21 protein-coding genes are annotated in these 19,588 nt (G+C 63.4%); 19 read left to right on the top strand and 2 right to left on the bottom strand.

The features are described 5' to 3' along the window. Positions 1–20: 20 nt before the first annotated feature. Positions 21–572, bottom strand: a complete 552-nt coding sequence (locus RFM98_RS11370; RefSeq protein ID WP_320308965.1) for a DUF2269 family protein — start codon at positions 570–572, stop codon at positions 21–23. Between the two features lie 535 nt (positions 573–1,107). Between RFM98_RS11370 and rcdA the strand changes: the two genes are divergently transcribed. The 10 genes from rcdA to RFM98_RS11320 all read left to right on the top strand — a co-directional run bounded on the left by rcdA (position 1,108) and on the right by RFM98_RS11320 (position 7,802). Continuing rightward, positions 1,108–1,638 (top strand): protease adaptor protein RcdA, encoded by a 531-nt coding sequence (rcdA, locus tag RFM98_RS11365; RefSeq protein ID WP_320215513.1) that lies wholly within the window; start codon positions 1,108–1,110, stop codon positions 1,636–1,638. 313 nt (positions 1,639–1,951) lie between these two features. After that, entirely contained in the window at positions 1,952–3,016 is a 1,065-nt protein-coding gene (locus RFM98_RS11360; protein ID WP_320308964.1) for a glycosyltransferase family 2 protein, read from the top strand. A 98-nt stretch (positions 3,017–3,114) separates the two neighbouring features. Next, positions 3,115–3,624 (top strand): crossover junction endodeoxyribonuclease RuvC, encoded by a 510-nt coding sequence (ruvC, locus tag RFM98_RS11355; protein ID WP_320308963.1) that lies wholly within the window; start codon positions 3,115–3,117, stop codon positions 3,622–3,624. A gap of 54 nt (positions 3,625–3,678) precedes the next feature. Continuing rightward, positions 3,679–3,948 (top strand): AbrB/MazE/SpoVT family DNA-binding domain-containing protein, encoded by a 270-nt coding sequence (locus RFM98_RS11350; RefSeq protein WP_320215516.1) that lies wholly within the window; start codon positions 3,679–3,681, stop codon positions 3,946–3,948. Beyond that, complete coding sequence (locus RFM98_RS11345; RefSeq protein ID WP_320215517.1) at positions 3,926–4,345, top strand: type II toxin-antitoxin system VapC family toxin; 420 nt, start codon at positions 3,926–3,928, stop codon at positions 4,343–4,345. Before RFM98_RS11350 ends, RFM98_RS11345 begins: the two co-directional genes overlap by 23 nt. 10 nt (positions 4,346–4,355) lie before the next feature. Beyond that, positions 4,356–4,976 (top strand): Holliday junction branch migration protein RuvA, encoded by a 621-nt coding sequence (ruvA, locus tag RFM98_RS11340; protein WP_320308962.1) that lies wholly within the window; start codon positions 4,356–4,358, stop codon positions 4,974–4,976. A 68-nt stretch (positions 4,977–5,044) separates the two neighbouring features. Continuing rightward, complete coding sequence (locus RFM98_RS11335) at positions 5,045–5,329, top strand: AbrB/MazE/SpoVT family DNA-binding domain-containing protein (protein WP_320308961.1); 285 nt, start codon at positions 5,045–5,047, stop codon at positions 5,327–5,329. Beyond that, on the top strand, positions 5,326–5,730 hold the full coding sequence (locus tag RFM98_RS11330) for a type II toxin-antitoxin system VapC family toxin (protein WP_320308960.1): 405 nt from the start codon (positions 5,326–5,328) through the stop codon (positions 5,728–5,730). The genes RFM98_RS11335 and RFM98_RS11330 overlap by 4 nt, the downstream gene beginning before the upstream one ends. Further along, positions 5,727–6,764 (top strand): Holliday junction branch migration DNA helicase RuvB, encoded by a 1,038-nt coding sequence (ruvB, locus tag RFM98_RS11325; protein ID WP_140678880.1) that lies wholly within the window; start codon positions 5,727–5,729, stop codon positions 6,762–6,764. The genes RFM98_RS11330 and ruvB overlap by 4 nt, the downstream gene beginning before the upstream one ends. 135 nt (positions 6,765–6,899) lie before the next feature. Beyond that, positions 6,900–7,802, top strand: a complete 903-nt coding sequence (locus tag RFM98_RS11320; protein ID WP_320308959.1) for a metallophosphoesterase — start codon at positions 6,900–6,902, stop codon at positions 7,800–7,802. A 116-nt stretch (positions 7,803–7,918) separates the two neighbouring features. Here the strand turns inward: RFM98_RS11320 and RFM98_RS11315 are convergent, their stop codons facing one another. After that, positions 7,919–9,169, bottom strand: coding sequence for a glycoside hydrolase family 5 protein (locus RFM98_RS11315; protein ID WP_320308958.1), 1,251 nt, complete (start codon positions 9,167–9,169; stop codon positions 7,919–7,921). A gap of 53 nt (positions 9,170–9,222) precedes the next feature. On the opposite strand from RFM98_RS11315, the gene ybgC reads away from it, so the two are divergent. The 9 genes from ybgC to ftsH all read left to right on the top strand — a co-directional run bounded on the left by ybgC (position 9,223) and on the right by ftsH (position 19,294). Then, positions 9,223–9,696, top strand: coding sequence for a tol-pal system-associated acyl-CoA thioesterase (ybgC, locus tag RFM98_RS11310; RefSeq protein WP_320308957.1), 474 nt, complete (start codon positions 9,223–9,225; stop codon positions 9,694–9,696). Positions 9,697–10,005: 309 nt separating this feature from the next. After that, positions 10,006–10,716, top strand: a complete 711-nt coding sequence (gene tolQ / locus RFM98_RS11305; RefSeq protein ID WP_320308956.1) for a protein TolQ — start codon at positions 10,006–10,008, stop codon at positions 10,714–10,716. 9 nt (positions 10,717–10,725) lie between these two features. Next, positions 10,726–11,184, top strand: a complete 459-nt coding sequence (gene tolR / locus RFM98_RS11300; RefSeq protein ID WP_320308955.1) for a protein TolR — start codon at positions 10,726–10,728, stop codon at positions 11,182–11,184. 7 nt (positions 11,185–11,191) lie between these two features. Then, positions 11,192–12,346: a cell envelope integrity protein TolA gene (gene tolA, locus RFM98_RS11295; protein ID WP_320308954.1), complete on the top strand. Its 1,155-nt coding sequence runs from the start codon at positions 11,192–11,194 to the stop codon at positions 12,344–12,346. 68 nt (positions 12,347–12,414) lie between these two features. Continuing rightward, positions 12,415–13,707, top strand: coding sequence for a Tol-Pal system beta propeller repeat protein TolB (gene tolB, locus RFM98_RS11290; RefSeq protein ID WP_320215580.1), 1,293 nt, complete (start codon positions 12,415–12,417; stop codon positions 13,705–13,707). 271 nt (positions 13,708–13,978) lie between these two features. Then, the gene (gene pal / locus RFM98_RS11285) at positions 13,979–14,485 is read left to right on the top strand and encodes a peptidoglycan-associated lipoprotein Pal (protein WP_320308953.1); all 507 of its coding nucleotides are present in this window, start codon (positions 13,979–13,981) and stop codon (positions 14,483–14,485) included. 218 nt (positions 14,486–14,703) lie between these two features. Next, positions 14,704–15,867, top strand: a complete 1,164-nt coding sequence (gene ybgF / locus RFM98_RS11280) for a tol-pal system protein YbgF (protein ID WP_320308952.1) — start codon at positions 14,704–14,706, stop codon at positions 15,865–15,867. Then, positions 15,861–17,255, top strand: coding sequence for a tRNA lysidine(34) synthetase TilS (gene tilS / locus RFM98_RS11275; RefSeq protein ID WP_320308951.1), 1,395 nt, complete (start codon positions 15,861–15,863; stop codon positions 17,253–17,255). Before ybgF ends, tilS begins: the two co-directional genes overlap by 7 nt. A 104-nt stretch (positions 17,256–17,359) precedes the next feature. Further along, positions 17,360–19,294, top strand: coding sequence for an ATP-dependent zinc metalloprotease FtsH (ftsH, locus tag RFM98_RS11270; protein ID WP_320308950.1), 1,935 nt, complete (start codon positions 17,360–17,362; stop codon positions 19,292–19,294). Positions 19,295–19,588 lie beyond the last annotated feature (294 nt).

The following is a 19,588-nucleotide window of genomic DNA, read 5'->3' as shown; positions in this document are numbered from 1 at the left end:
AAGCCACCCTCACGAAAGGCTCAGGCGGCGCTCGGCACCATCTGGCGGCTGCCGCCGAAAGCGAGCACAGCACCCAGAGCGACCACCATCGCCATGCCGGCAAGAATGCCGATGTCGTGCAAGGTCGGCTTCAGCACCATGTCGGCGATGATCACCAGCATCACCGCATAATCGAGGCGCGCCCAGTTCATCATGCGCTGGCCGATGGCAAGAACCTCCGGCGTCACGCCTTCCTTGGCGATCATGGCGCCCATGCGCTCGCCGGTCGGTTTGAAGATCAACATGCCGATCGAGAAGGTCGTGGCGTAGCCGACAAGGCCGATGACGATCCACAGTTCGGCAAAGCCGACCCAGAAGCCGCACATGACGAGGCCAAAGACCAGCGTTAGCATCGACATCGGCGCGAAGAACTTGCCGCCGAGCTGTCCGCTGGCGCGCATCGCCTGCAGCTTGTCCTCGATGCTGCCGGCGCGCTCGGCGAGCATGCCGAGCAGGAAAAGCACGAAGCCGCCGCCGACCCACAAGATGGCCGAAACGATGTGGAGGAATTTGACGATCGAATACCAATCCATGGTTTGCTCCTGGATATCCTGCTTGATTTTGCGGCAGCGCGGATTTGCGCACCGCTCGGGAGGAGCGGCCTTTTGCGGGGCGTGTGTTTCGGAACGATGCCGCGGCAGCAGCCGGCATGTTTCGGAGCCGCGATCGGCATGCGAATTCCGGCCTTCGCACGGACTTAAGCGGCGAAGCCGGCTGTGCTGTTCCGGCACAGGAAAGCGCGTTCGGCTAAAAAAATCTGCGCTGCGTTAAGGGTTCATTAAGCTTTACAGGCGTTTACTATGCGCATCCAGTTTTGCTGGATTCTTACCGAGTGGTTGGAGCCACTTTGTTTGACGCCTCCCTGTTAAACTCCTGAGAGCCGCCTTATCCGCGGCTCTTTTTTTGTCCGCGGGTGGCCGGCTGCAACGCGATCGGCGTTAACCGTTTGTTAAACATGTGCTTGCCTTCATGGGCGTCGAAGCGCATTTTCAAGCCTCAGTCATTTAGGGTGCGGGCCGCGTCGGCAAGGATTGGCGAATCGGCTTGCGGCAGTGCAGGGGCGTATCGATGAACGAGCCTTCGAAGGGCAGCGCGAAGACCATCAAATTGGCGGAGCGCAGGGTTTTCTCCCAATCCTTCAAGCCGCTCTACCAGGAAGGCATGGGGCTGGTCGAACAGGCCGCCGAATATCTCGATGGCAAGGGCCGGCTCGAAGCCAAGAAATTGTCGCGCACGGCGGCCACGCTCTATGCGGCCGAATCGATGCGGCTGACCACAAGGCTGATGCAGGTTGCCTCCTGGCTTCTGCTGCAGCGGGCGGCGAATTCCGGCGAGATGACGCGCGACCAGGTGGCCTCCGAGAAATCCAAGGTGCGGCTCGACACCGCGTCCGCGCATGACGAGGCGCTTGGCTGGAACGAACTGCCCAAGGATTTCCTGGAACTTGTGACGCACTCGCTGCGCCTGCAGGCGCTGGTGCGGCGCATGGATGAGGAAATCTACGGCGGCGTCATCAACGACACGCGCACGTCCGGCCGCAGGGCCAACCCGGTTTCCGACCAGATCAGCCTCTTGAATACGGCTTTCGCACGCGGCTGAAACCGCGTTTGCAACGGACGCCGCGCAGGGAACGGGAACCCGGCATACCTTCGATCGAACCGTGATTTGGCGAGCCGCGATTTGGCCGCAAGTCGAACGCCTGCGACCCGACCGCTCTTCGATTATTGCGGTAGCCGTCTCGCATTGAAGGCCATGCCGGGCTTCGCGAGAAGCATCACCCTTGCCGAGAAGCATCACCCTTGCCCTGAAGCGATTGGCCTCTAGTTGGAGCCGTTCGCCGCGACCGGGTCGACCCCGGTTTTGCAACAAATCACCGTCACCGTGACCAAAGCAGATTGCGAGGCTCGATCCCGTGCATTCGTCATTGGACCGCATTTCAGTATCGATCATCATCCCCAATTATAACTACGAACAGTTTCTAGGACGCGCCATCGACAGCGCGTTGGAACAGGACCATCGAAATGTCGAGGTCGTGGTCGTCGACGACGCATCGACCGATGCGTCGGTGGCCGTCATCGAAGCCTACGGCGACAAAATCCGCCCGTGCTTGAGGCACAGGAATGGCGGGCATGCCGCCGCATTCAATACCGGGTTCGAGGCGAGTACCGGGGAGATCATTCTTTTCCTCGACGCCGACGATTATCTCTATCCGAACGCCATCTCCGAGGTCTTGGGCGAGTGGGACGCGGCTGTCGCGCAGGCGCAATTCAGATTGCACCTCGTTGATGAGGACCAGCATATCAACGATGTTTTTCCACCTCCGGAACAACCGTTCGATTCTGGGGACGTCGTCCCGGAACTGTTGCGCAAGGGGCGGTACCATACGACAGTGACAAGCGGGTTGGCGTTTGACCGTGAGGCGCTGGAAACGATAATGCCCGTGCCGGAAAGCGACTTCCGGCAAGGCGCCGATGGCTATCTCGCGACGCTCGCGCCACTTCACGGAGAGGTGAAATCCATCGACGCCTGCCTCGGCGCCTACCGCATCCACGGCTCCAACCATTCGGTCTTTGCCGAAAAGCTTGCCGAGCGAGCGCGTTGGCGCGTGCAGCATGATTTCCGGCGTCTTGAAGCTTTGTCCGGCCGGGCGGCAGAGATCGGTCTGACAGTGCCACAGGATGTCGGCCTTCACGACCCGGTTCATCTGGAAGAGCGACTGGCTTCGCTCTGTGTCGACGAGCCCCAGCATCCAGTTACGACCGACTCCCGGCTGGGACTGGCAAGAGCGGGCGTCGCCGCCAGTCTGGAAATGAACGCATCCTGGCGTCGGCGGGCGGCTCTGGCGGCCTGGTTCCTTTGCATCGGAATCCTCCCGCGGCGCATGGGCAATGCAGTCCTGGCATGGAAGCTGGTCGCATCGTCCAGGCCGGCATTTCTCACGCAATTGTCGAAAACTATCCGTCGCATGACGAACTAAGAGCGCGTCGCGCTGAAAAGGCGCTCTTAGGATCGCGGTTGTTTCTGGTTTGTTCACATTTTACTGGCATCGCTCGTCGCCACGGCTAAACTTGGCGCATGGGGGAAGCGATTCGCATCATCGGCATCGATCCGGGCTTGAGGCGCACCGGCTGGGGCGTCGTCGACAGCCTCGGCAATTCGCTGCGCTTCGTCGCTTCCGGCACCGTGCGTTCGGACGACAAGGCGCCGCTGTCGACGCGGCTCTGCCAATTGCATGACGGGCTGGTCGAAATCCTGCATAAGGCCATGCCGCAAGAGGCGGCGGTCGAGCAGACTTTCGTCAACAAGGATGCGACGGCGACGCTGAAGCTCGGCCAGGCGCGCGGCATCGCCATGCTGGTGCCGGCGCGCGCCGGGCTGGTGGTCGCCGAATATGCTCCCAATGCAGTCAAGAAAGCGGTGATTGGCGTCGGCCACGGCGAAAAGAAGCAGATCCATATGATGGTCAAGGTGCTGATGCCGAAGGCGATCTTCGATACAGACGACGCCGCCGACGCTTTGGCCATCGCCATCTGCCATGCACATCACCGCCAGAGCGTCGCTTACCGGATGGCGGTGGCGGGATGAGATGTTCTTGACTTGTTCTAGGAGATGCATTAGTAATACCTCGGAGGTATTACTATGCGTGTGACCACCAAGGGACAAGTCACGATCCCCAAGCAAATAAGGGATCATCTGGGTATCGGTCCGGGCTCCGAGGTGGAGTTCGTAGCGACCGACGAGGGGGCTCGGCTTGTCGCCGTCAACGAAAACCTCTCCGAGGAAGATGCATCCCGCAAGTTCAGGAAAACTCTGGCCAGCATGGCGGGCACCTTGGACCTCAAGGGCATGAGCGCCGACGAGTATGTCGAGTGGTTACGGGGGCCGCGTGAACAGCTCGACGTTGATTGACACGAATGTGCTGATCGATGTCTGGGGGCCAAGCGCGGCCTCGACGGAGTGGTCGGCCAACGCCATCGCTTCCTGCCACCGTGAGGGTGCGTTGATTATCAACCAAGTCATCTGGGCCGAGCTGGCTCCGCTGATCGCCACAGAGGCGCAGCTCAAAAGAGCGACCGACATGCTGAAGATCGATCGTGAGCCCTTGCTTTGGGAAGCTGCATTTCTGGCCGGTGTCGCGCATTCCCGCTACCGTCGCGCCGGCGGTGTGCGGGAGCGGACTCTCCCCGATTTTTTCATTGGCGCTCACGCGGCCGTTGCCGGACACCGTCTCTTGACGCGCGACGCGCCTCGCTATCGCAGCTACTTCCCCGACCTCGAAATCATTTCGCCGGAAACGCATCCATGAAGGCCAGGCCATGATCGGCAAGCTGAAAGGCACGCTGGACGAGATCGACGAAGATACCTGTCTCGTCGACGTGCACGGCGTCGGCTATGTCGCCCATTGCTCGACGCGCACGCTGGCATCGCTGCCGTCGCCCGGCGAGGCGGTGGTGTTGTTCATCGAGACCTATGTGCGCGAGGACATGATCCGGCTCTACGGCTTCCAGACCGGGCTGGAACGCGAGTGGTTTCGCCTGTTGATGAGCAATGTGCAGGGCGTGGGCGCCAAGGTGGCGCTGGCGGTGCTGTCGACGCTGGCGCCGGCCGATCTGGCCAACGCAATCGCCCTGCGCGACATCGCCATGGTTTCCCGCGCACCCGGCGTCGGCAAGAAAGTGGCCGAGCGCATCGTCACCGAGTTGCGCACCAAGGCGCCGGCCTATGCTGGTGCTGCCACCGGCACGATCGGCCTCAAGCAGGAGCTTGGCGAAGGGGTTGCCGCCGCGCCGATCACCGATGCCGTCTCGGCGCTCGTCAATCTCGGCTATTCGCGCGACATCGCGGCCAACGCGGTTGCCGCCGCGCTGAAGTCGGCCGGCGAGGGTGCCGACGCCTCCAAGCTGATCCGCTTCGGGCTGAGGGAACTGGCGCGGTGAGATGATTGCTGGAAATCAAATTTCCGACTACCATATGAAGTGTAGGAAATTTCTTAGAAAGTAAGAAAATGGGCGCGTATGCCAGTCTAACCTCGAAGGGACAGCTTACCATTCCCAAAGACGTGCGGGATGCGCTGTCGCTAAAGGCTGGAGATATGATCGCTTGGACGGTCGTGGACGGCTATCTCGTTGGAACACCGCGCAATCTCGATTTCGCCGACCTCGCCGGTTTTCTGGGAGACCCTCCCGGCGGTCCTGCTTCTCTGGAAGAAATTGATGCTGCCGTTCGAGATGCCGTGGGCAGGCACGTGGCGGGAGATAAGTCACGCGACGGACAAGAGGGTGGCGCGTGACATCGATCGGCATCGACACGAACGTTCTGCTTCGAATGGTGCTGAACGACGATGCTGAACAGCGGACAAAGGCTCTTGCCTTTGGCGAGAGCCTCAGTGAAGACAAGCCCGGCTTTGTCAGCCTGGTGGTGTTAGTCGAATTCAGCTGGTCGCTTATCTCGCGTTACAGGCTGCCGAAGGAGCAGGTGCAGGCGGCAATCCAAAGATTGCTCAAAATCAAGACGCTCATGTTCGAAGATTTCGATGCCATCGTTGTCGCGCTCGAACGGTCTAGCTCGCCACAGGTCGATTTTGCCGACGCATTGATCGCCGAGCACAATCGAAATTTGGGTTGTTCGTATACGGTTACGTTCGATCAGCGTGCCGCTAAATCAATCGCGGGCATGGAGCTGCTGGCATGAACCTTTCGCCCCGCCTCATTGCCCCCGACAAGCGCGGCGAGGATGCCGACCAGACGCTGCGGCCGCAGTCGCTCGACGAGTTCGTCGGCCAGGCGGCGGTGCGCGCCAATCTCAAAGTCTTCGTCGATGCCGCCAAGGGCCGCGGCGAAGCGCTCGACCATGTGCTGTTCGTCGGCCCGCCGGGGCTCGGCAAGACGACGCTGGCGCAGATCATGGCGCGCGAGCTCGGCGTCAATTTCCGCTCCACCTCCGGCCCGGTCATCGCCAAGGCAGGCGACCTTGCGGCGCTGCTGACCAATCTCGAAGAGCGCGACGTCCTCTTCATCGACGAGATCCACCGCCTCAATCCGGCGGTCGAGGAAATCCTCTATCCGGCAATGGAGGATTTCCAGCTCGATCTGATCATCGGCGAGGGGCCGGCGGCGCGTTCGGTCAAGATCGACCTTGCCAGGTTTACCCTCGTCGCGGCGACGACCCGGCTTGGGCTTCTGACCAATCCGCTGCGGGACCGTTTCGGCATCCCGGTCCGGCTCAATTTCTATACGGTCGAAGAGCTGGAGCAGATCGTGCGGCGCGGCGCCCGCATCCTTTCGATGCCGCTCGGCGACGATGGCGCGCTGGAGATCGCTCGGCGTGCGCGCGGCACGCCGCGCATCGCCGGCAGGCTGCTGCGCCGGGTGCGCGATTTTGCTTCCGTCGCCGGGGACGGTCATGTCGACAGGAAGATCGCCGACGAGGCGCTGACAAGGCTGGAGGTCGACGCGCTCGGCCTCGACGCGCTCGACCGCCGCTATCTGTCGATGATCGCGCGCAATTTCGGCGGCGGGCCGGTCGGCATCGAAACGATCGCGGCCGGGCTTTCCGAGCCGCGCGACGCTATCGAGGACATCATCGAGCCCTATCTCATCCAGCAGGGCTTCATCCAGCGCACGCCGCGCGGCCGCGTGCTCACCGCCAACGCCTGGCGGCATCTCGGGCTCGATCCGCCGAAGGATATTGCCCAGCAGCAGATCAGCCTGTTCCAGGAAGAGTAACGCAGATTTGTTCGCCGTTTGGCCGCGCAACGGCCCGTCTGCGCAGAATCTGCGCGCCTCGGCCTAGCTGAGGGCGCAATTGCCGCCTTTAAGGCAAAGCTCGCTTATGGAATCCCCCGGGGCTTGGGCTGACTGATGATCACCAGACGTGGCTTCCTGCGCCTCATCGGCGGCTCGTTCCTGTCGATGGTGTCGCTCAGTGCCTATGCGGTCGGCATCGAGCCGATGCTGCTCGCCCATGTGAAGCGTTACGCCCTGACGCCGCCTCGCTGGCCGGCAGGCCTCAAGCTGCGTGTCGCAGCACTGGCCGACATCCATGCCTGCCGGCCCTGGATGACACCGGAGCGGATCGCCTCGCTCGTCGAAAAGACAAATGCCTTGCAGCCGGACCTGATCGTGCTGCTTGGCGACTATGTCGACGGAATGCGCCTGGTGACGGCCGACGTGTCCGCACCGGATTGGGCCTCCGCCCTTTCAGGGCTGAGGGCGCCGCTCGGCGTGCTCTCGATCCTCGGCAATCACGACTGGTGGCACGATCATGCAGCGCAGCGGGCCGAAGCCGGGCCGACGGCTGCGCGCAAGGCACTGGAGAGCGTCGGCATCCCGGTGCTGGAAAACGACGTCGTGCGGCTGGAGAAAGACGGGCATGGCTTCTGGATCGCCGGACTCGCGGACCAGTTGGCAATCCGGCCAAGCAAAGCACTGGGCCGCCACGGCTTCAAGGGTATGGATGATCTCGACGGCACGCTCGCCAAGGTCTCCGACACGACGCCCGTCATCCTGCTCGCGCATGAGCCCGACATCTTCCCGAAAGTGCCCGGGCGGGTTTCGCTGACGCTGTCCGGCCACACTCATGGCGGACAGGTGCGGCTGTTCGGCTATTCGCCGGTCGTGCCGTCCGACTTCGGCAACCGCTACGCTTACGGCCATGTCGTCGAAAACAACCGCAACCTGATTGTCTCAGGCGGACTGGGCTTCAGCATTGCCCCGATACGTTTCGGGGTGCGGCCGGAAATCCTGCAGATCGATCTCGGCTAAAGCGCGTCGCGCTGAACCGGCTTCAGGCGACGCGCTTTTAAGTCTATGTTTTGATGCATGTCGTTGTCCAGAACCGCTGCACACTGCTGGGCGACATGCATTGGCGCTGTTCAGCTTCAGCGAAGCGCACGGATCGCGTTCATCACGTCGGGTTCCGCTTTCTGGCCGTCGAACGCGTCGACGACGCCGAAGGCGCCGCCATAGCTCCACACCGACCAGGAAAAGCCATGCGCCTCGGCGCGGGCGATCATGTCGCGCACATAGGCCGCGCGGTCTGCGGCCGGCATGACAAAGCCGTTGCCATATTCCTTGCGGATCATGCCGAATTCGCCAAGCGTGATATCCTGCGGCTTGATGCCGTTGGCCTTCGCCCATGCGTCGACCGTCTTGAATGGCGCCTCCATGAGGGCGAGCAGCTTTTCGGGACGGTCCATCGTCGCCACCTGCTCGTCGAGATAGGCGAGCATGCCGCGTTGCCGCGCCCAGGGCGCCTCGGCCCTGATGCGGCCGCGGATCGTGTCCAGCGCCATGTCCAGCTGCGCCTTCGAAATGGCTGTCAGCGGGTAGGGCAAGCCGGTGACGTATTGGATGAAATCGCCGGCCCAGGTCGCGCCCTGATGCGTCAGAAGGAACGGATCGTAGGAATGGAAGGCCCAGATGATGTTGTCGTCCGGGATCGCTTTCGGATCGACCTTGGCCAAGGATGCCGCGTTCGAATAGCAGCCGCCGGTGAGCACAAGCGTGAGCCTGGTGGCCGAGGCGCGCGCGGCCGCGAACAGCTGCTTTTGGCGTTCGGGCCAAAGATCGGTGCCGTTCTCGTCGCAATCGACGATCGGCTCGTTCATCAGTTCCAGCGCGACAAGCTGCGGGTCTTCCCCGGCAAGTGTCTTCGCCATGTCGCGCACGATTTCGACATAGGCGTCGAACGTCGCGGGGTTATCCATCACCTCGCTCATGCCGATCTTGCGGTTGCCGCCGGCCGGGATCAGATGCAGGTCGACGATCACCTTCAGGCCGGCGCGATTGATCATGCGCGCCGAGTCCAGGACGCCGGCATAGAGGTCGTCGCGCAGAGCCGTGGTCTGGTCCGAAAGAAAGGGCGACGGGTCGACCGGCATGCGCAGGAAGTCGAGGCCCGCATCCTTGAGCGCCTCGAGGTCGTCCTCCTTGAGGAATTTACGCCACTCCGGATAAGGCAGGATCGTCTCGCGGTCGCCCCATTTGTCCTCTGTCGGCCAGGTCACCCACTGGTCTAGATTGAGGCCGCGCTTCATCGAGAACGTCGCCGCTTCGGCCGGCAGCGCCAGCGAACCAAGCGCAAGCAGCGCCACCATCAAGGTCTTGATCATCGTGCCCAACAGTGCCATCCGGGTTCCCGCGCGAAAACACCTGCCCCCTCAGGTCAGAAAAGGAAAGCGCGATGGACGATCATGGTGAATCGGCGGCGCTCAGCGCCGGGCTTTCCGGAGCCCTGACGGATTTCGGCCACCGGCTGATGGCCAGGGTCTACTATGCCGACACCGATTTTTCCGGCGTCGTCTATCATGCCCGCTATCTCGAGTTCCTCGAACGCGGCCGCTCCGATTACCTGAGGCTCGCCGGCGTCCATCACACCGAACTTTTGGACGGCAAGCATGGCGAGCGCATCGTCTGGGTGGTGCGGCGCATGGAGATCGACTTCCGCGCGCCGGCGCGCATGGATGATATCCTCACCATCGACACGCGCACCGACGACATTTCCGGCGCCCGCATCTTCATGGGGCAGCAATTGAAGCGCGGCGGCGACGTCCTGGTCGAGGCCAGGGTCGAAGCGGCGATCGTCGGCGAAAGCGGCCGGCCAAAGCGCTTCCCGAAGGAATGGATCGCTGCATTCATACCGAAGGCAAAGGCCTGACCCGCTCGCTCCCCGGCACAATCTCGTGCGCGTCAACCAGGCGGCTCCGGCTACCGGCCGGCCAAGCCAAGCGCGGCAATGCGCCGCGCCTGATATCCTAACCCATCCTTAACCATAACGGTTCATGAAGGAATTGGCGAAGATTGGCGCAATTCGCGCGCCTTCCTTTCACCAATATTTGCCTCGAAAAGGCCGCGGAACGGTGCATTCGGGGCTAGTCCCGCAAGCTTCAAGCTTCGCGCGATCGGACCAAAGGGATGCCCATGGGTCAGCCGCCAGCGATACCCGGAAAATCTTAAGGACGTAGTCATGGAAAACATCGCACTCGCCGAACCGGGCGCGCATCTGTCGATTTGGGCCCTGTTCATGCAGGCCGGTTGGGTGGTCAAGCTGGTCATGATCGGCCTGCTCTGCGCCTCGATCTGGACCTGGGCGATCATCATCGACAAGCTCGTCGCCTATAGCCGCATGCGGCTGGCGCTCAACCGCTTCGAGCAGATTTTCTGGTCTGGGCAGTCGCTGGAGGATCTCTACCGGACGCTCTCCGACCGCAAGACCACCGGCATGGGCGCGATCTTCGTCGCCGCCATGCGCGAGTGGAAGAAGAGTTTCGAGAAGGGCGCGAAATCGGCGCTGGCGCTGCAGACCCGCATCGACAAGGCGATGGACCTGGCGCTGACGCGCGAGATGGAGAAGTTGGAGGGACGCCTCGGCTTCCTCGCCACCACCGGTTCTGCCGCCCCCTTCATCGGCCTGTTCGGTACCGTCATCGGCATCATGACATCGTTCCAGGCGATCGCCGCCTCGAAGAACACCAGCCTGTCGGTGGTGGCGCCCGGCATCGCCGAGGCGCTGCTGGCGACCGCGATCGGCCTGCTCGCGGCCATCCCCGCGGTCATCGCCTACAACAAATTGTCATCGGATGCGAACAAACTCGGCGTGCGCATGGAAGGGTTCGCGGATGAGTTCTCCGCCATACTCTCGCGCCAAATCGATGAAAAAGTAGCGCAGAAGGCCTGAGGAACGATCATGGGGATGTCTGCAGGCGCAAGTGGCATGGGGCGAGGCGGACGCGGCCATAGGCGGCGTGGCCGCCACCATGCCCTGATGTCCGAAATCAACGTCACGCCGATGGTGGACGTGATGCTGGTGCTGCTGATCATCTTCATGGTCGCGGCGCCGCTCTTGACCGTGGGTGTGCCGATCGACCTGCCGGACACGCAGGCCAAGGCGATGAATGTCGACACGCAGCCGATCACCGTGTCGATCAACGCCGCCGGCCAGATCTACCTGCAGGAAACCGAGATTCCGATCGAGGAGCTGGTGGCCAAGCTGCAGGCGATTTCCAAGACCGGCTATGACGAGCGCATCTTCATCCGCGGCGACAAGTTGACCGACTATGGCACCGCGATGAAGGTCATGGCCCGCATTTCGGCGGCCGGCTACAAGAATATCGGCCTGGTCTCGCTGCAGGAACAGGATCAGTAGACGCCAAATGCGGACCGGCCTCACCTCATCGGTGATCTTGCATACGGTGGCGCTGGCCTTCGGGCTGTTCACGCTGTCTTCGCCGCCGGCCATGCCGGCCGCGGACGTCGAGTCCGTGGCGGTCGACATCGTGCCGATGGAGGCCGTGCCGCAGACGCTGCAGGGCGACAAGAAGTCGGTGATGCATGAAAAGCCGGCGCCGCTGCCGACCAAGCGGCCGGACGTCGTGCCCATTGCGCAGAAGGTCGGCGAGAACACCGTCGATACCGACAAGCCGGTGACGGACGAAGCCAAGCCGAAGCCGGTCGAGAAGACGGCTGCGCCGCCGCCCGCGCCGACGCCGACCGAGAAGCCGGCGGTCGAGGACGTGCCGAAGCCGCAGGAGAAGCCGAAGCCGACCCCGGCGACCGAAGTCGCTCCGAAGCCGACGCCGAAGGAAGAGGTCAAGCCCGAGCCGGTCAAGCAGACGGAGCCCAAGCCGACCCCGGCCAAGGAACCGACGCCCGCGCCGCAGCCGGACAAGACCGCGGCTATCCAAAAGGAAGAGGTCAAGCCGGACGCCGTCGCCGAGGCGATCTCACAGGACCAGCCGGCGGAAGAAGCAAAGCTTCCCGACTCGGCTCCCGCGCCGGAAGCTCGGCCGAAGCCACAGCCGGCCCAGGCCGAGAGCGCCAAGGCGCCGGACCGCAAGGATGCCGAGCAGCCGGTGAAGGAAGCGTCTTCCAAGCCGAAGTCGGACGACAAGCAGTTCAATGCCGATGAGATTTCCGCTTTGCTGGACAAGCAGAAGCCGTCCGGCGGAGGCGCCAAGCGCTCGACCCAGCAGGCATCGCTCGGCGGCGAGAAGGACCAGGGCCAGAAGCTGTCGAAGTCAGAGGAAGGGGCTCTGCGCGACCAGCTTGCGGGTTGCTGGACCTTCCCGGCGGGCATGGAGGCCACGGACGACCTCATTGCCGTGATTTCGTTCAATCTCGACGCCTCGGGCAAGCTGGACGGCCGGCCTGTCGTCGAGAAATCGAGCGGAAACCGCCAGGTCGACGAAAGCGCGGTGCGCGCTATCCAGAAATGCAACATGGCCGGTCTGCAGGTTCCTGCCGGAAAGCAGGACATCTGGGGACAGATCAAGGTCACTTTCGATCCGAGGGAAATGCTTGGCCTGTGAGGCCTGCCCTCCGCCCAATCAGTGAAGAGAAGCGAGAAGACATGAAATTCATCCTCAAGCCGCTCCTGATGGTCGCGACAATAGCATTGGGTTCAGTCGTTGGCGCGGCCGCGCCGGCATGGGCTCTCGTCGAGATCAACGTCAACAAGGGCAATGTCGAACCGCTGCCGATCGCCATCACGGATTTCCAGTCCAATGATGCGCTCGGCGCCCAGATCACGGAGATCGTCACCGCCGACCTGAAGCGGTCCGGCCTTTTCGCTCCGATCGACAAGAGCGCTTTTATTGAAAAGATATCCGGTCCGGACGCCACGCCGCGCTTCGACGACTGGAAGGTGATCAATGCGCAGGCGCTGGTCACCGGCAGCGTCGGCAAGGAAGCCGACGGCCGCATCCGCGCCCAGTACCGGCTGTGGGATACGTTTGCGGGCCAGCAGATGGCCGGCGAGCAGTTCTTCGCCAACGACGCCAACACCCGCCGCGTCGCCCATATCATCGCCGACGCCATTTATGAGCGGATCACCGGCGAGAAGGGGTATTTCGATACGCGCGTCGTCTTCGTCGACGAATCCGGCGCCAAGAACGCCCGCAAGAAGCGGTTGGCCATCATGGACCAGGACGGCGCCAATGTGCGCTATCTGTCCGACGGCCGCGCGATCGTTCTGACGCCGCGTTTTTCGCCGAACCGGCAGGAAATCACCTACATGTCCTATGAAAGCGGGCAGCCCAAGGTCTATCTGCTGCAGATCGAAACCGGCCAGCGCGAGCTGGTGGGCAACTTCCCAGGCATGACGTTCGCGCCACGCTTTTCGCCCGACGGCCAGAAGGTGATCATGAGCCTGCTGCGCGATGACGGCAATTCCAACATCTTCGCCATGGATCTGAGAAGCCGCTCGACGACGCGGCTCACCGATTCGACCGCGATCGACACCTCGCCATCCTATTCGCCGGACGGCTCGCAGGTCGTCTTCACCTCCGACCGCGGCGGCGGCAGCGGCCGTTCGCAGATCTACGTCATGGGCGCGGACGGCTCCAATCCGCACCGCATCTCTTTCGGCGACGGCGTCTATTCGACGCCTGTCTGGTCGCCGCGCGGCGATCTGATCGCCTTCACCAAGCAGAGCGGCGGCGAGTTCCAGATCGGCGTCATGAAGACCGACGGGTCGGGCGAGCGCATCCTTTCCTCAGGCTTCCAGCAGGAGGGTCCGACCTGGGCGCCGAACGGTCGCGTGCTGATGTTCTTCCGTGACTCCGCCGGCGGACCCAAGCTGGTCTCGGTCGATCTCACCGGCCGCAACGAGCAGCAGATTCCGACCGCGAACTATGCTTCGGACCCGGCGTGGTCGCCGTTGCTGGAGTAGGTACAGGAATTGAAGAACTGAAGAATTGAAGAACTGAGGAAAAGTCGGATTCCTTGTCGCTTCAATTCCCCCTTTTCTACTCCTCGTCGCGTTTTGGCCGTATTTCCGCCTACGGTCCGCGCGCATTGTCGATCTTGGTAAATGCGTGCATGCGTAACGGCCGAGGACGGCGGCCGAAACCAAATATTAACCGTGTTTCTTGAACGCCGGTTAACCCAAACGTGGTTACTGGGGGATCAACGAAATCACTCGAATGCGAAGGAGAGGCGGCATGGGCCGTATCGCAGCACTTACCCGAAACCCAGCCATGATCGCGCTGGTGGCAGCGCTTGCCATCACCGGTTGCGCCTCGAAGAAGACCCCGAACAGCGCGGCCGATCTCGGCCTCAACGGCGCCGGTGCGGCCACGCCGGGTTCGGCGCAGGATTTCACCGTCAACATCGGCGACCGCATCTTCTTCGACACCGACTCCGCGTCGATCCGCGCCGATGCGCAGACCACGCTGGCGCGCCAGGCGCAGTGGCTGAACCAGTACAAGCAGTATGCCATCGTCGTAGAGGGCCATGCCGACGAGCGCGGCACGCGTGAGTACAATCTGGCGCTGGGCGCCCGCCGCGCCGCCGCCACCCGCGACTTCCTGGTTTCCAAGGGCGTCTCCGGCAGCCGCCTGAAGACGATTTCGTACGGCAAGGAGCGTCCTGTCGCTGTCTGCGACGACATCTCCTGCTGGTCGCAGAACCGCCGCGCCGTCACCACGCTGTCGGGCGCCGGTTCCTAAGACCAACCGCTGCAACGTCGGTTCCGGCAGGCTGCGGGCGGCAAAAATACAACATCCCAAAATGAAAGGCGGCCTCAGGGCCGCCTTTTTCATTTGCGACGCATGGAAACAAAATTTGGCCGAAGTCTCGCGCCCTGCTATGAGCGCGAGGGCGCTTCCTCCCACTGTTTTGATTTGGAAAGGCGCATCAGGCCAACACACCCACCGCGAGAGACAGAATGCATTTCAGAACGGTCCTGAGCGGCACGCTTGCGCTGCTGCTCGTATCAAGCCTCCCAAGCCTTGCCGCGCCGGCCGACGGCTCCGGGCAGGCCTCCAACAGCGGGTTCACCTTCCATCTGCCGACACTCGGCATCTTCGGCGACAAGAAGAAGCCGGAACAGGCACAGGTCGCGCAGCAGGATGGCGGCGCCGGCATGACCGGCCTGGAAGATCAGCTTCGCCAGATGAACGGCAAGATCGAGGAGCTCAACTTCCAGATCCTGCAGATGCAGGAGCAGATGCGAAAGCAGCAGGAAGACAACGAGTTCCGCTTCCAGCAGCTCGAGGGCGGTTCGCAAGGAGCCAAACCGGCCGGGCAGAAGAAATCGGAAGCCGCGCCCCAGGATGGGAATAGCAACGGCAACACCAACCTCGGCGATGCCGGCACCGGTCAATCCGGTACCGGCATCGCCAGAACCGACAGCGGCGTCGCCCAGGCTCCAGCGACCCAGGCGCCGGCCGACGCCGGAGCCCAGAATGGTGGCGGCAAGAGTGTCGGCGACGTCATCGTGGAATCGCAGACCGGCGATCCCGGCAAGCTGATCACCGGCGCGCCGCCGAAGAATTTCGGCACCATCACCGTCGACAAGAACGGCAATGTCGTCAATGCCGAGACCGGCCCGCAGGCCAGCGCGCCGGCGGAAGCTCCCGCGGCCACGGCAAGCGCGCCTTCCGCCGAAACACCGGCCAGGAAGGGCAAGTCCGGCGGCACCGAGGTCGCGGCCCTGCCGTCGACCAACGATCCTGACGAGCTCTACCGCAATTCCTACCAGTTCATCCTGTCGGGCGACTATCCGACCGCCGAGCAGGGGTTTCGCGACCATATTTCCCGCTTCCCGAAGGACGCCAAGGCGGCGGACGCGCATTACTGGCTGGGCGAGTCGCTGCTGGGTGAGCAGAAATACCGTGACGCGGCCGAAGTCTTCCTCGCCGCCAGCAAGGAGTACCCGAAGGCCAAGAAAGCCCCCGACATGCTGCTCAAGCTCGGCGTTTCGCTGGTCGGCCTGAAGCAGAACGACGTCGCCTGCGCCACCTTCAATGAAATCGGCAAGCGCTATCCCGATGTTTCCGGCACGCTCAAGGAGCGCATCAAGCAGGAAAAGGCGCTGGCGGCGTGCTGACGCCCGATACCAAACCTGACCTTTCCGACCGTCTTTTCTCCGACCTAGACTTTTCGACCGGCGCCGTTGCAGCCGTGTCCGGCGGCAGCGACTCGACCGCCCTTCTCCTCCTCCTCAAAGATCACCTCGACCGGACCGCATCGGCCGCCAGGCTGCTCGCGGTGACAGTCGATCATGGCTTGCGGCCGGATTCAGCCGCCGAAGCGCGGCTCGTCGCCCGCTTCTGCGCCGAGCGCGGCATTGCGCATCGCATTGTCGCTTGGGGTGGCGACAAGCCGGCGAGCGGGCTGGCGGCTGCCGCGCGCGAGGCGCGCTACAATTTGCTTGCGGCGGCGGCCGACGCCGAAGGCATCGAGCTGATCCTGACCGGCCACACCGCCGACGACCAAGCGGAGACGGTGCTGATGCGGCAGGCGCGCGACGATGACGGCCGCGGTCTCGCCGGCATGGCGCCCGCCACGCTTCACGACTGGCGGACATGGATCGTCCGACCGCTGCTCGGCACCCGGCGCGCGGCACTGCGCGAGATGTTGCGGCGCCGCGACATCGGCTGGATCGAGGACCCGACCAATATCGACGTCCGCTTCGAGCGGCCGCGCGTGCGGGCGGCGCTCGCGCAGGGCGAGGGCGAACAGCGCATTGCGGAAGCACTGGCGCGGGCTGGCCAGGCGGCCGCCGAACGCGAGGACGTCGGTCATCGCGCAGCTCTCCTGATCGACGCCATTGCCGGCAGGCCGGTTCCCGGCCTTGTCCGCCTCGATCGCGATTTTGCCGCGCATGAGGACGGCCAGGCCGCCATCTATGCGCTGCGCATCCTGCTGGCCACCGTCGGCGGGGTGTCGTTTCTGGCCGATGAGGCGCGTTGCGCTGCGCTGTTTTCCCGCCTGCGGTCCGCGCCGCTTTGTGCCACATTGTCGCGGACGGTGATCGACGCGCGGCGAACCGGCATTTTCCTTCGCCGCGAAAGCCGCGACCTGCCCGCCGCCGCGCCACCGGTGGACAACCGGCTCTGGGACAACCGGCGACGCGTCACTTTGAACGGACGCATCACTTTGAACGACGGGCCGGGCGATTTGGTGATCGCGCCGCTGGGGCCTGCCGCCGCCAGGTGCGCATCTTTGAGCGAGGATATTCCACCAGGCCTTTCACGCGCCGCACTTGCCGCGGAGCCCTCGCTGTGGGCCGGAGGCAAATGCCTTGATTTTGCTGGCGGCAATGCCGGCCCGCAATCGGTCTCGATCGTTCCGGCGGTGGCCCCTTTCCAGCGCTTCCTGCCGTCCTTCGACCTCGAGCCCGCCACTGCGGTCGCGGCGCTTGTCGGCGCGCCGCCGCTGCCGGCGCCGCCATTTCGCGGCCATGATGTCGGGCGAGGGTGGGCGAAAGCTTAACCGATACGTGCTGTTCTGCTTGGCAAGGGGAGGCGCTCTCCCTATGTTAGGCCCAAGCTCCTCCACCATCGCGGGTCCGAACGCGGGCCCCAACGGGACAATAGATGAATCCGAATTATCGCAACCTCGCGCTCTGGGCGATCATAGCGGTCCTGCTCATAGCCCTGTTCAACCTTTTCCAGACGCCGCAGACGCGCGGCGCTACCAGCGAGATTGCCTATTCGCAGTTCCTGCAGGATGTCGCCTCGGGCCGGGTCAAGACCGTGACCATCGCCGGCGCCCGCATCTTCGGCACCTACGCGGACAACACCAACGGCTTCCAGACCTATTCGCCCGGCGATCCGTCGCTGGTCTCCAGGCTGCAGGACAAGAACGTCACCATCACCGCCAAGCCGGAAACCGACGGCTCCAATTCGCTGTTCGGCTATCTGATCTCGTGGCTGCCGATGATCCTGATCCTCGGCGTGTGGATATTCTTCATGCGCCAGATGCAATCCGGCTCCGGCCGCGCCATGGGCTTCGGCAAGTCGAAGGCCAAGCTTCTGACGGAGGCGCATGGCCGCGTCACCTTCCAGGACGTCGCCGGCGTCGACGAGGCCAAGGAAGATCTGGAAGAGATCGTCGAGTTCCTGCGCGACCCGCAGAAGTTCCAGCGCCTCGGCGGCAAGATTCCGCGCGGCGTGCTGCTCGTCGGTCCGCCCGGCACCGGCAAGACGCTGCTCGCCCGTTCGGTCGCCGGCGAAGCCAACGTGCCGTTCTTCACCATTTCCGGTTCGGACTTCGTCGAGATGTTCGTCGGCGTCGGCGCGAGCCGTGTGCGCGACATGTTCGACCAGGCCAAGAAGAACGCGCCCTGCATCATCTTCATCGACGAAATCGACGCGGTCGGCCGTCATCGCGGCGCCGGCCTCGGCGGCGGCAATGACGAGCGCGAGCAGACGCTGAACCAGCTGCTGGTCGAAATGGACGGCTTCGAGTCCAACGAGAGCATCATCCTGATCGCCGCCACCAACCGCCCCGACGTGCTTGATCCCGCGCTGCTGCGTCCGGGCCGTTTCGACCGCCAGGTGGTGGTGCCGAACCCCGACATCGTTGGCCGCGAGAAGATCCTCAAGGTGCATGTGCGCAACGTCCCGCTGGCGCCCAATGTCGACCTCAAGGTCGTCGCCCGCGGCACGCCGGGCTTCTCCGGCGCCGACCTGATGAACCTCGTCAACGAATCCGCTTTGATGGCGGCGCGCCGCAACAAGCGCCTCGTCACCATGGCCGAGTTCGAGGACGCCAAGGACAAGATCATGATGGGCGCGGAGCGCCGCTCGTCGGCCATGACACAGGCCGAGAAGGAGCTGACCGCCTATCACGAGGCCGGCCACGCCATCCTGGCGCTCAACGTGCCGTCGGCCGATCCGCTGCACAAGGCGACCATCATCCCGCGCGGCCGCGCGCTCGGCATGGTCATGCAGCTGCCCGAAGGCGACCGCTATTCGATGAGCTACAAATACATGGTCTCGCGCCTCGCGATCATGATGGGCGGCCGCGTCGCCGAGGAGTTCAAGTTCGGCAAGGAGAACATCACGTCGGGTGCCTCCTCCGACATCGAGCAGGCGACCAAGCTGGCGCGCGCCATGGTCACGCGCTGGGGCTTCTCCGACAAGCTCGGCCATGTCGCCTATGGCGACAACCAGGAAGAGGTCTTCCTTGGCCATTCGGTGGCGCGCACGCAAAACATCTCGGAAGAGACGGCGCAGATCATCGATGCGGAAGTGCGCCGGCTGATCGACGACGCCTATTCGACCGCCAAGGCCATCCTGACCAAGAAGAAGAAGGAATGGATAGCGCTGGCCGAGGGGCTGCTCGAATACGAGACGCTGTCCGGCGAGGAGATCAAGCAGCTGATCGCCGGCAACAAGCCCGCCCGCGACCTTGGCGACGATACCCCGCCCAGCCGTGGCTCGGCCGTGCCGAAGGCCGGCAGCGGCGGCCGCCGCAAGAAAGGCTCCGAGCCCGAAGGCGGCATGGAGCCGCAGCCACAGGGCTGAGGACGAGCGAACGCCTTACAACAAACGCCGCGGATCGAACCGCGGCGTTTTTTTGTTTGGGAGGATCGAAAGCGACCTGTCCGATCTCTCGGGTGGCCTCGCCTACACTCCATCTTCAAGGTCGGCGCTGCCCCTCATTGCCCTGCCGGGCATTTCTCCCCGTAAACGGCAGGGCTATCGCATATGAGTTATCGCCTGGATGAGATAGGCGTCATTCCAGGCGCATTTTTTGATGCGGTGGCTGATTGGAACTTTGTCGGCATCTGCGGCCTGAAGGATATTTCTGGCGATTCG

The sequence above is a fragment of the Mesorhizobium australafricanum genome, assembly GCF_033977265.1.
GTDB lineage: Bacteria > Pseudomonadota > Alphaproteobacteria > Rhizobiales > Rhizobiaceae > Mesorhizobium > Mesorhizobium australafricanum.
The sequence above is the reverse complement of the archived record's forward strand: the minus strand, read 5'-3'. Positions and strand labels throughout refer to the sequence as shown.

What these genes read in the sequence shown, in the direction of transcription:
- RFM98_RS11370 (WP_320308965.1), bottom strand. Translation starts at nt 572, where the DNA reads ATGGATTGGTATTCGATCGTCAAATTCCTCCACATCGTTTCGGCCATC.
- rcdA (WP_320215513.1), top strand. Translation starts at nt 1,108, where the DNA reads ATGAACGAGCCTTCGAAGGGCAGCGCGAAGACCATCAAATTGGCGGAG.
- ruvC (WP_320308963.1), top strand. Translation starts at nt 3,115, where the DNA reads ATGGGGGAAGCGATTCGCATCATCGGCATCGATCCGGGCTTGAGGCGC.
- RFM98_RS11350 (WP_320215516.1), top strand. Translation starts at nt 3,679, where the DNA reads ATGCGTGTGACCACCAAGGGACAAGTCACGATCCCCAAGCAAATAAGG.
- ruvA (WP_320308962.1), top strand. Translation starts at nt 4,356, where the DNA reads ATGATCGGCAAGCTGAAAGGCACGCTGGACGAGATCGACGAAGATACC.
- RFM98_RS11335 (WP_320308961.1), top strand. Translation starts at nt 5,045, where the DNA reads ATGGGCGCGTATGCCAGTCTAACCTCGAAGGGACAGCTTACCATTCCC.
- ruvB (WP_140678880.1), top strand. Translation starts at nt 5,727, where the DNA reads ATGAACCTTTCGCCCCGCCTCATTGCCCCCGACAAGCGCGGCGAGGAT.
- RFM98_RS11320 (WP_320308959.1), top strand. Translation starts at nt 6,900, where the DNA reads ATGATCACCAGACGTGGCTTCCTGCGCCTCATCGGCGGCTCGTTCCTG.
- RFM98_RS11315 (WP_320308958.1), bottom strand. Translation starts at nt 9,169, where the DNA reads ATGGCACTGTTGGGCACGATGATCAAGACCTTGATGGTGGCGCTGCTT.
- ybgC (WP_320308957.1), top strand. Translation starts at nt 9,223, where the DNA reads ATGGACGATCATGGTGAATCGGCGGCGCTCAGCGCCGGGCTTTCCGGA.
- tolQ (WP_320308956.1), top strand. Translation starts at nt 10,006, where the DNA reads ATGGAAAACATCGCACTCGCCGAACCGGGCGCGCATCTGTCGATTTGG.
- tolR (WP_320308955.1), top strand. Translation starts at nt 10,726, where the DNA reads ATGGGGATGTCTGCAGGCGCAAGTGGCATGGGGCGAGGCGGACGCGGC.
- tolA (WP_320308954.1), top strand. Translation starts at nt 11,192, where the DNA reads ATGCGGACCGGCCTCACCTCATCGGTGATCTTGCATACGGTGGCGCTG.
- tolB (WP_320215580.1), top strand. Translation starts at nt 12,415, where the DNA reads ATGGTCGCGACAATAGCATTGGGTTCAGTCGTTGGCGCGGCCGCGCCG.
- pal (WP_320308953.1), top strand. Translation starts at nt 13,979, where the DNA reads ATGGGCCGTATCGCAGCACTTACCCGAAACCCAGCCATGATCGCGCTG.
- ybgF (WP_320308952.1), top strand. Translation starts at nt 14,704, where the DNA reads ATGCATTTCAGAACGGTCCTGAGCGGCACGCTTGCGCTGCTGCTCGTA.
- ftsH (WP_320308950.1), top strand. Translation starts at nt 17,360, where the DNA reads ATGAATCCGAATTATCGCAACCTCGCGCTCTGGGCGATCATAGCGGTC.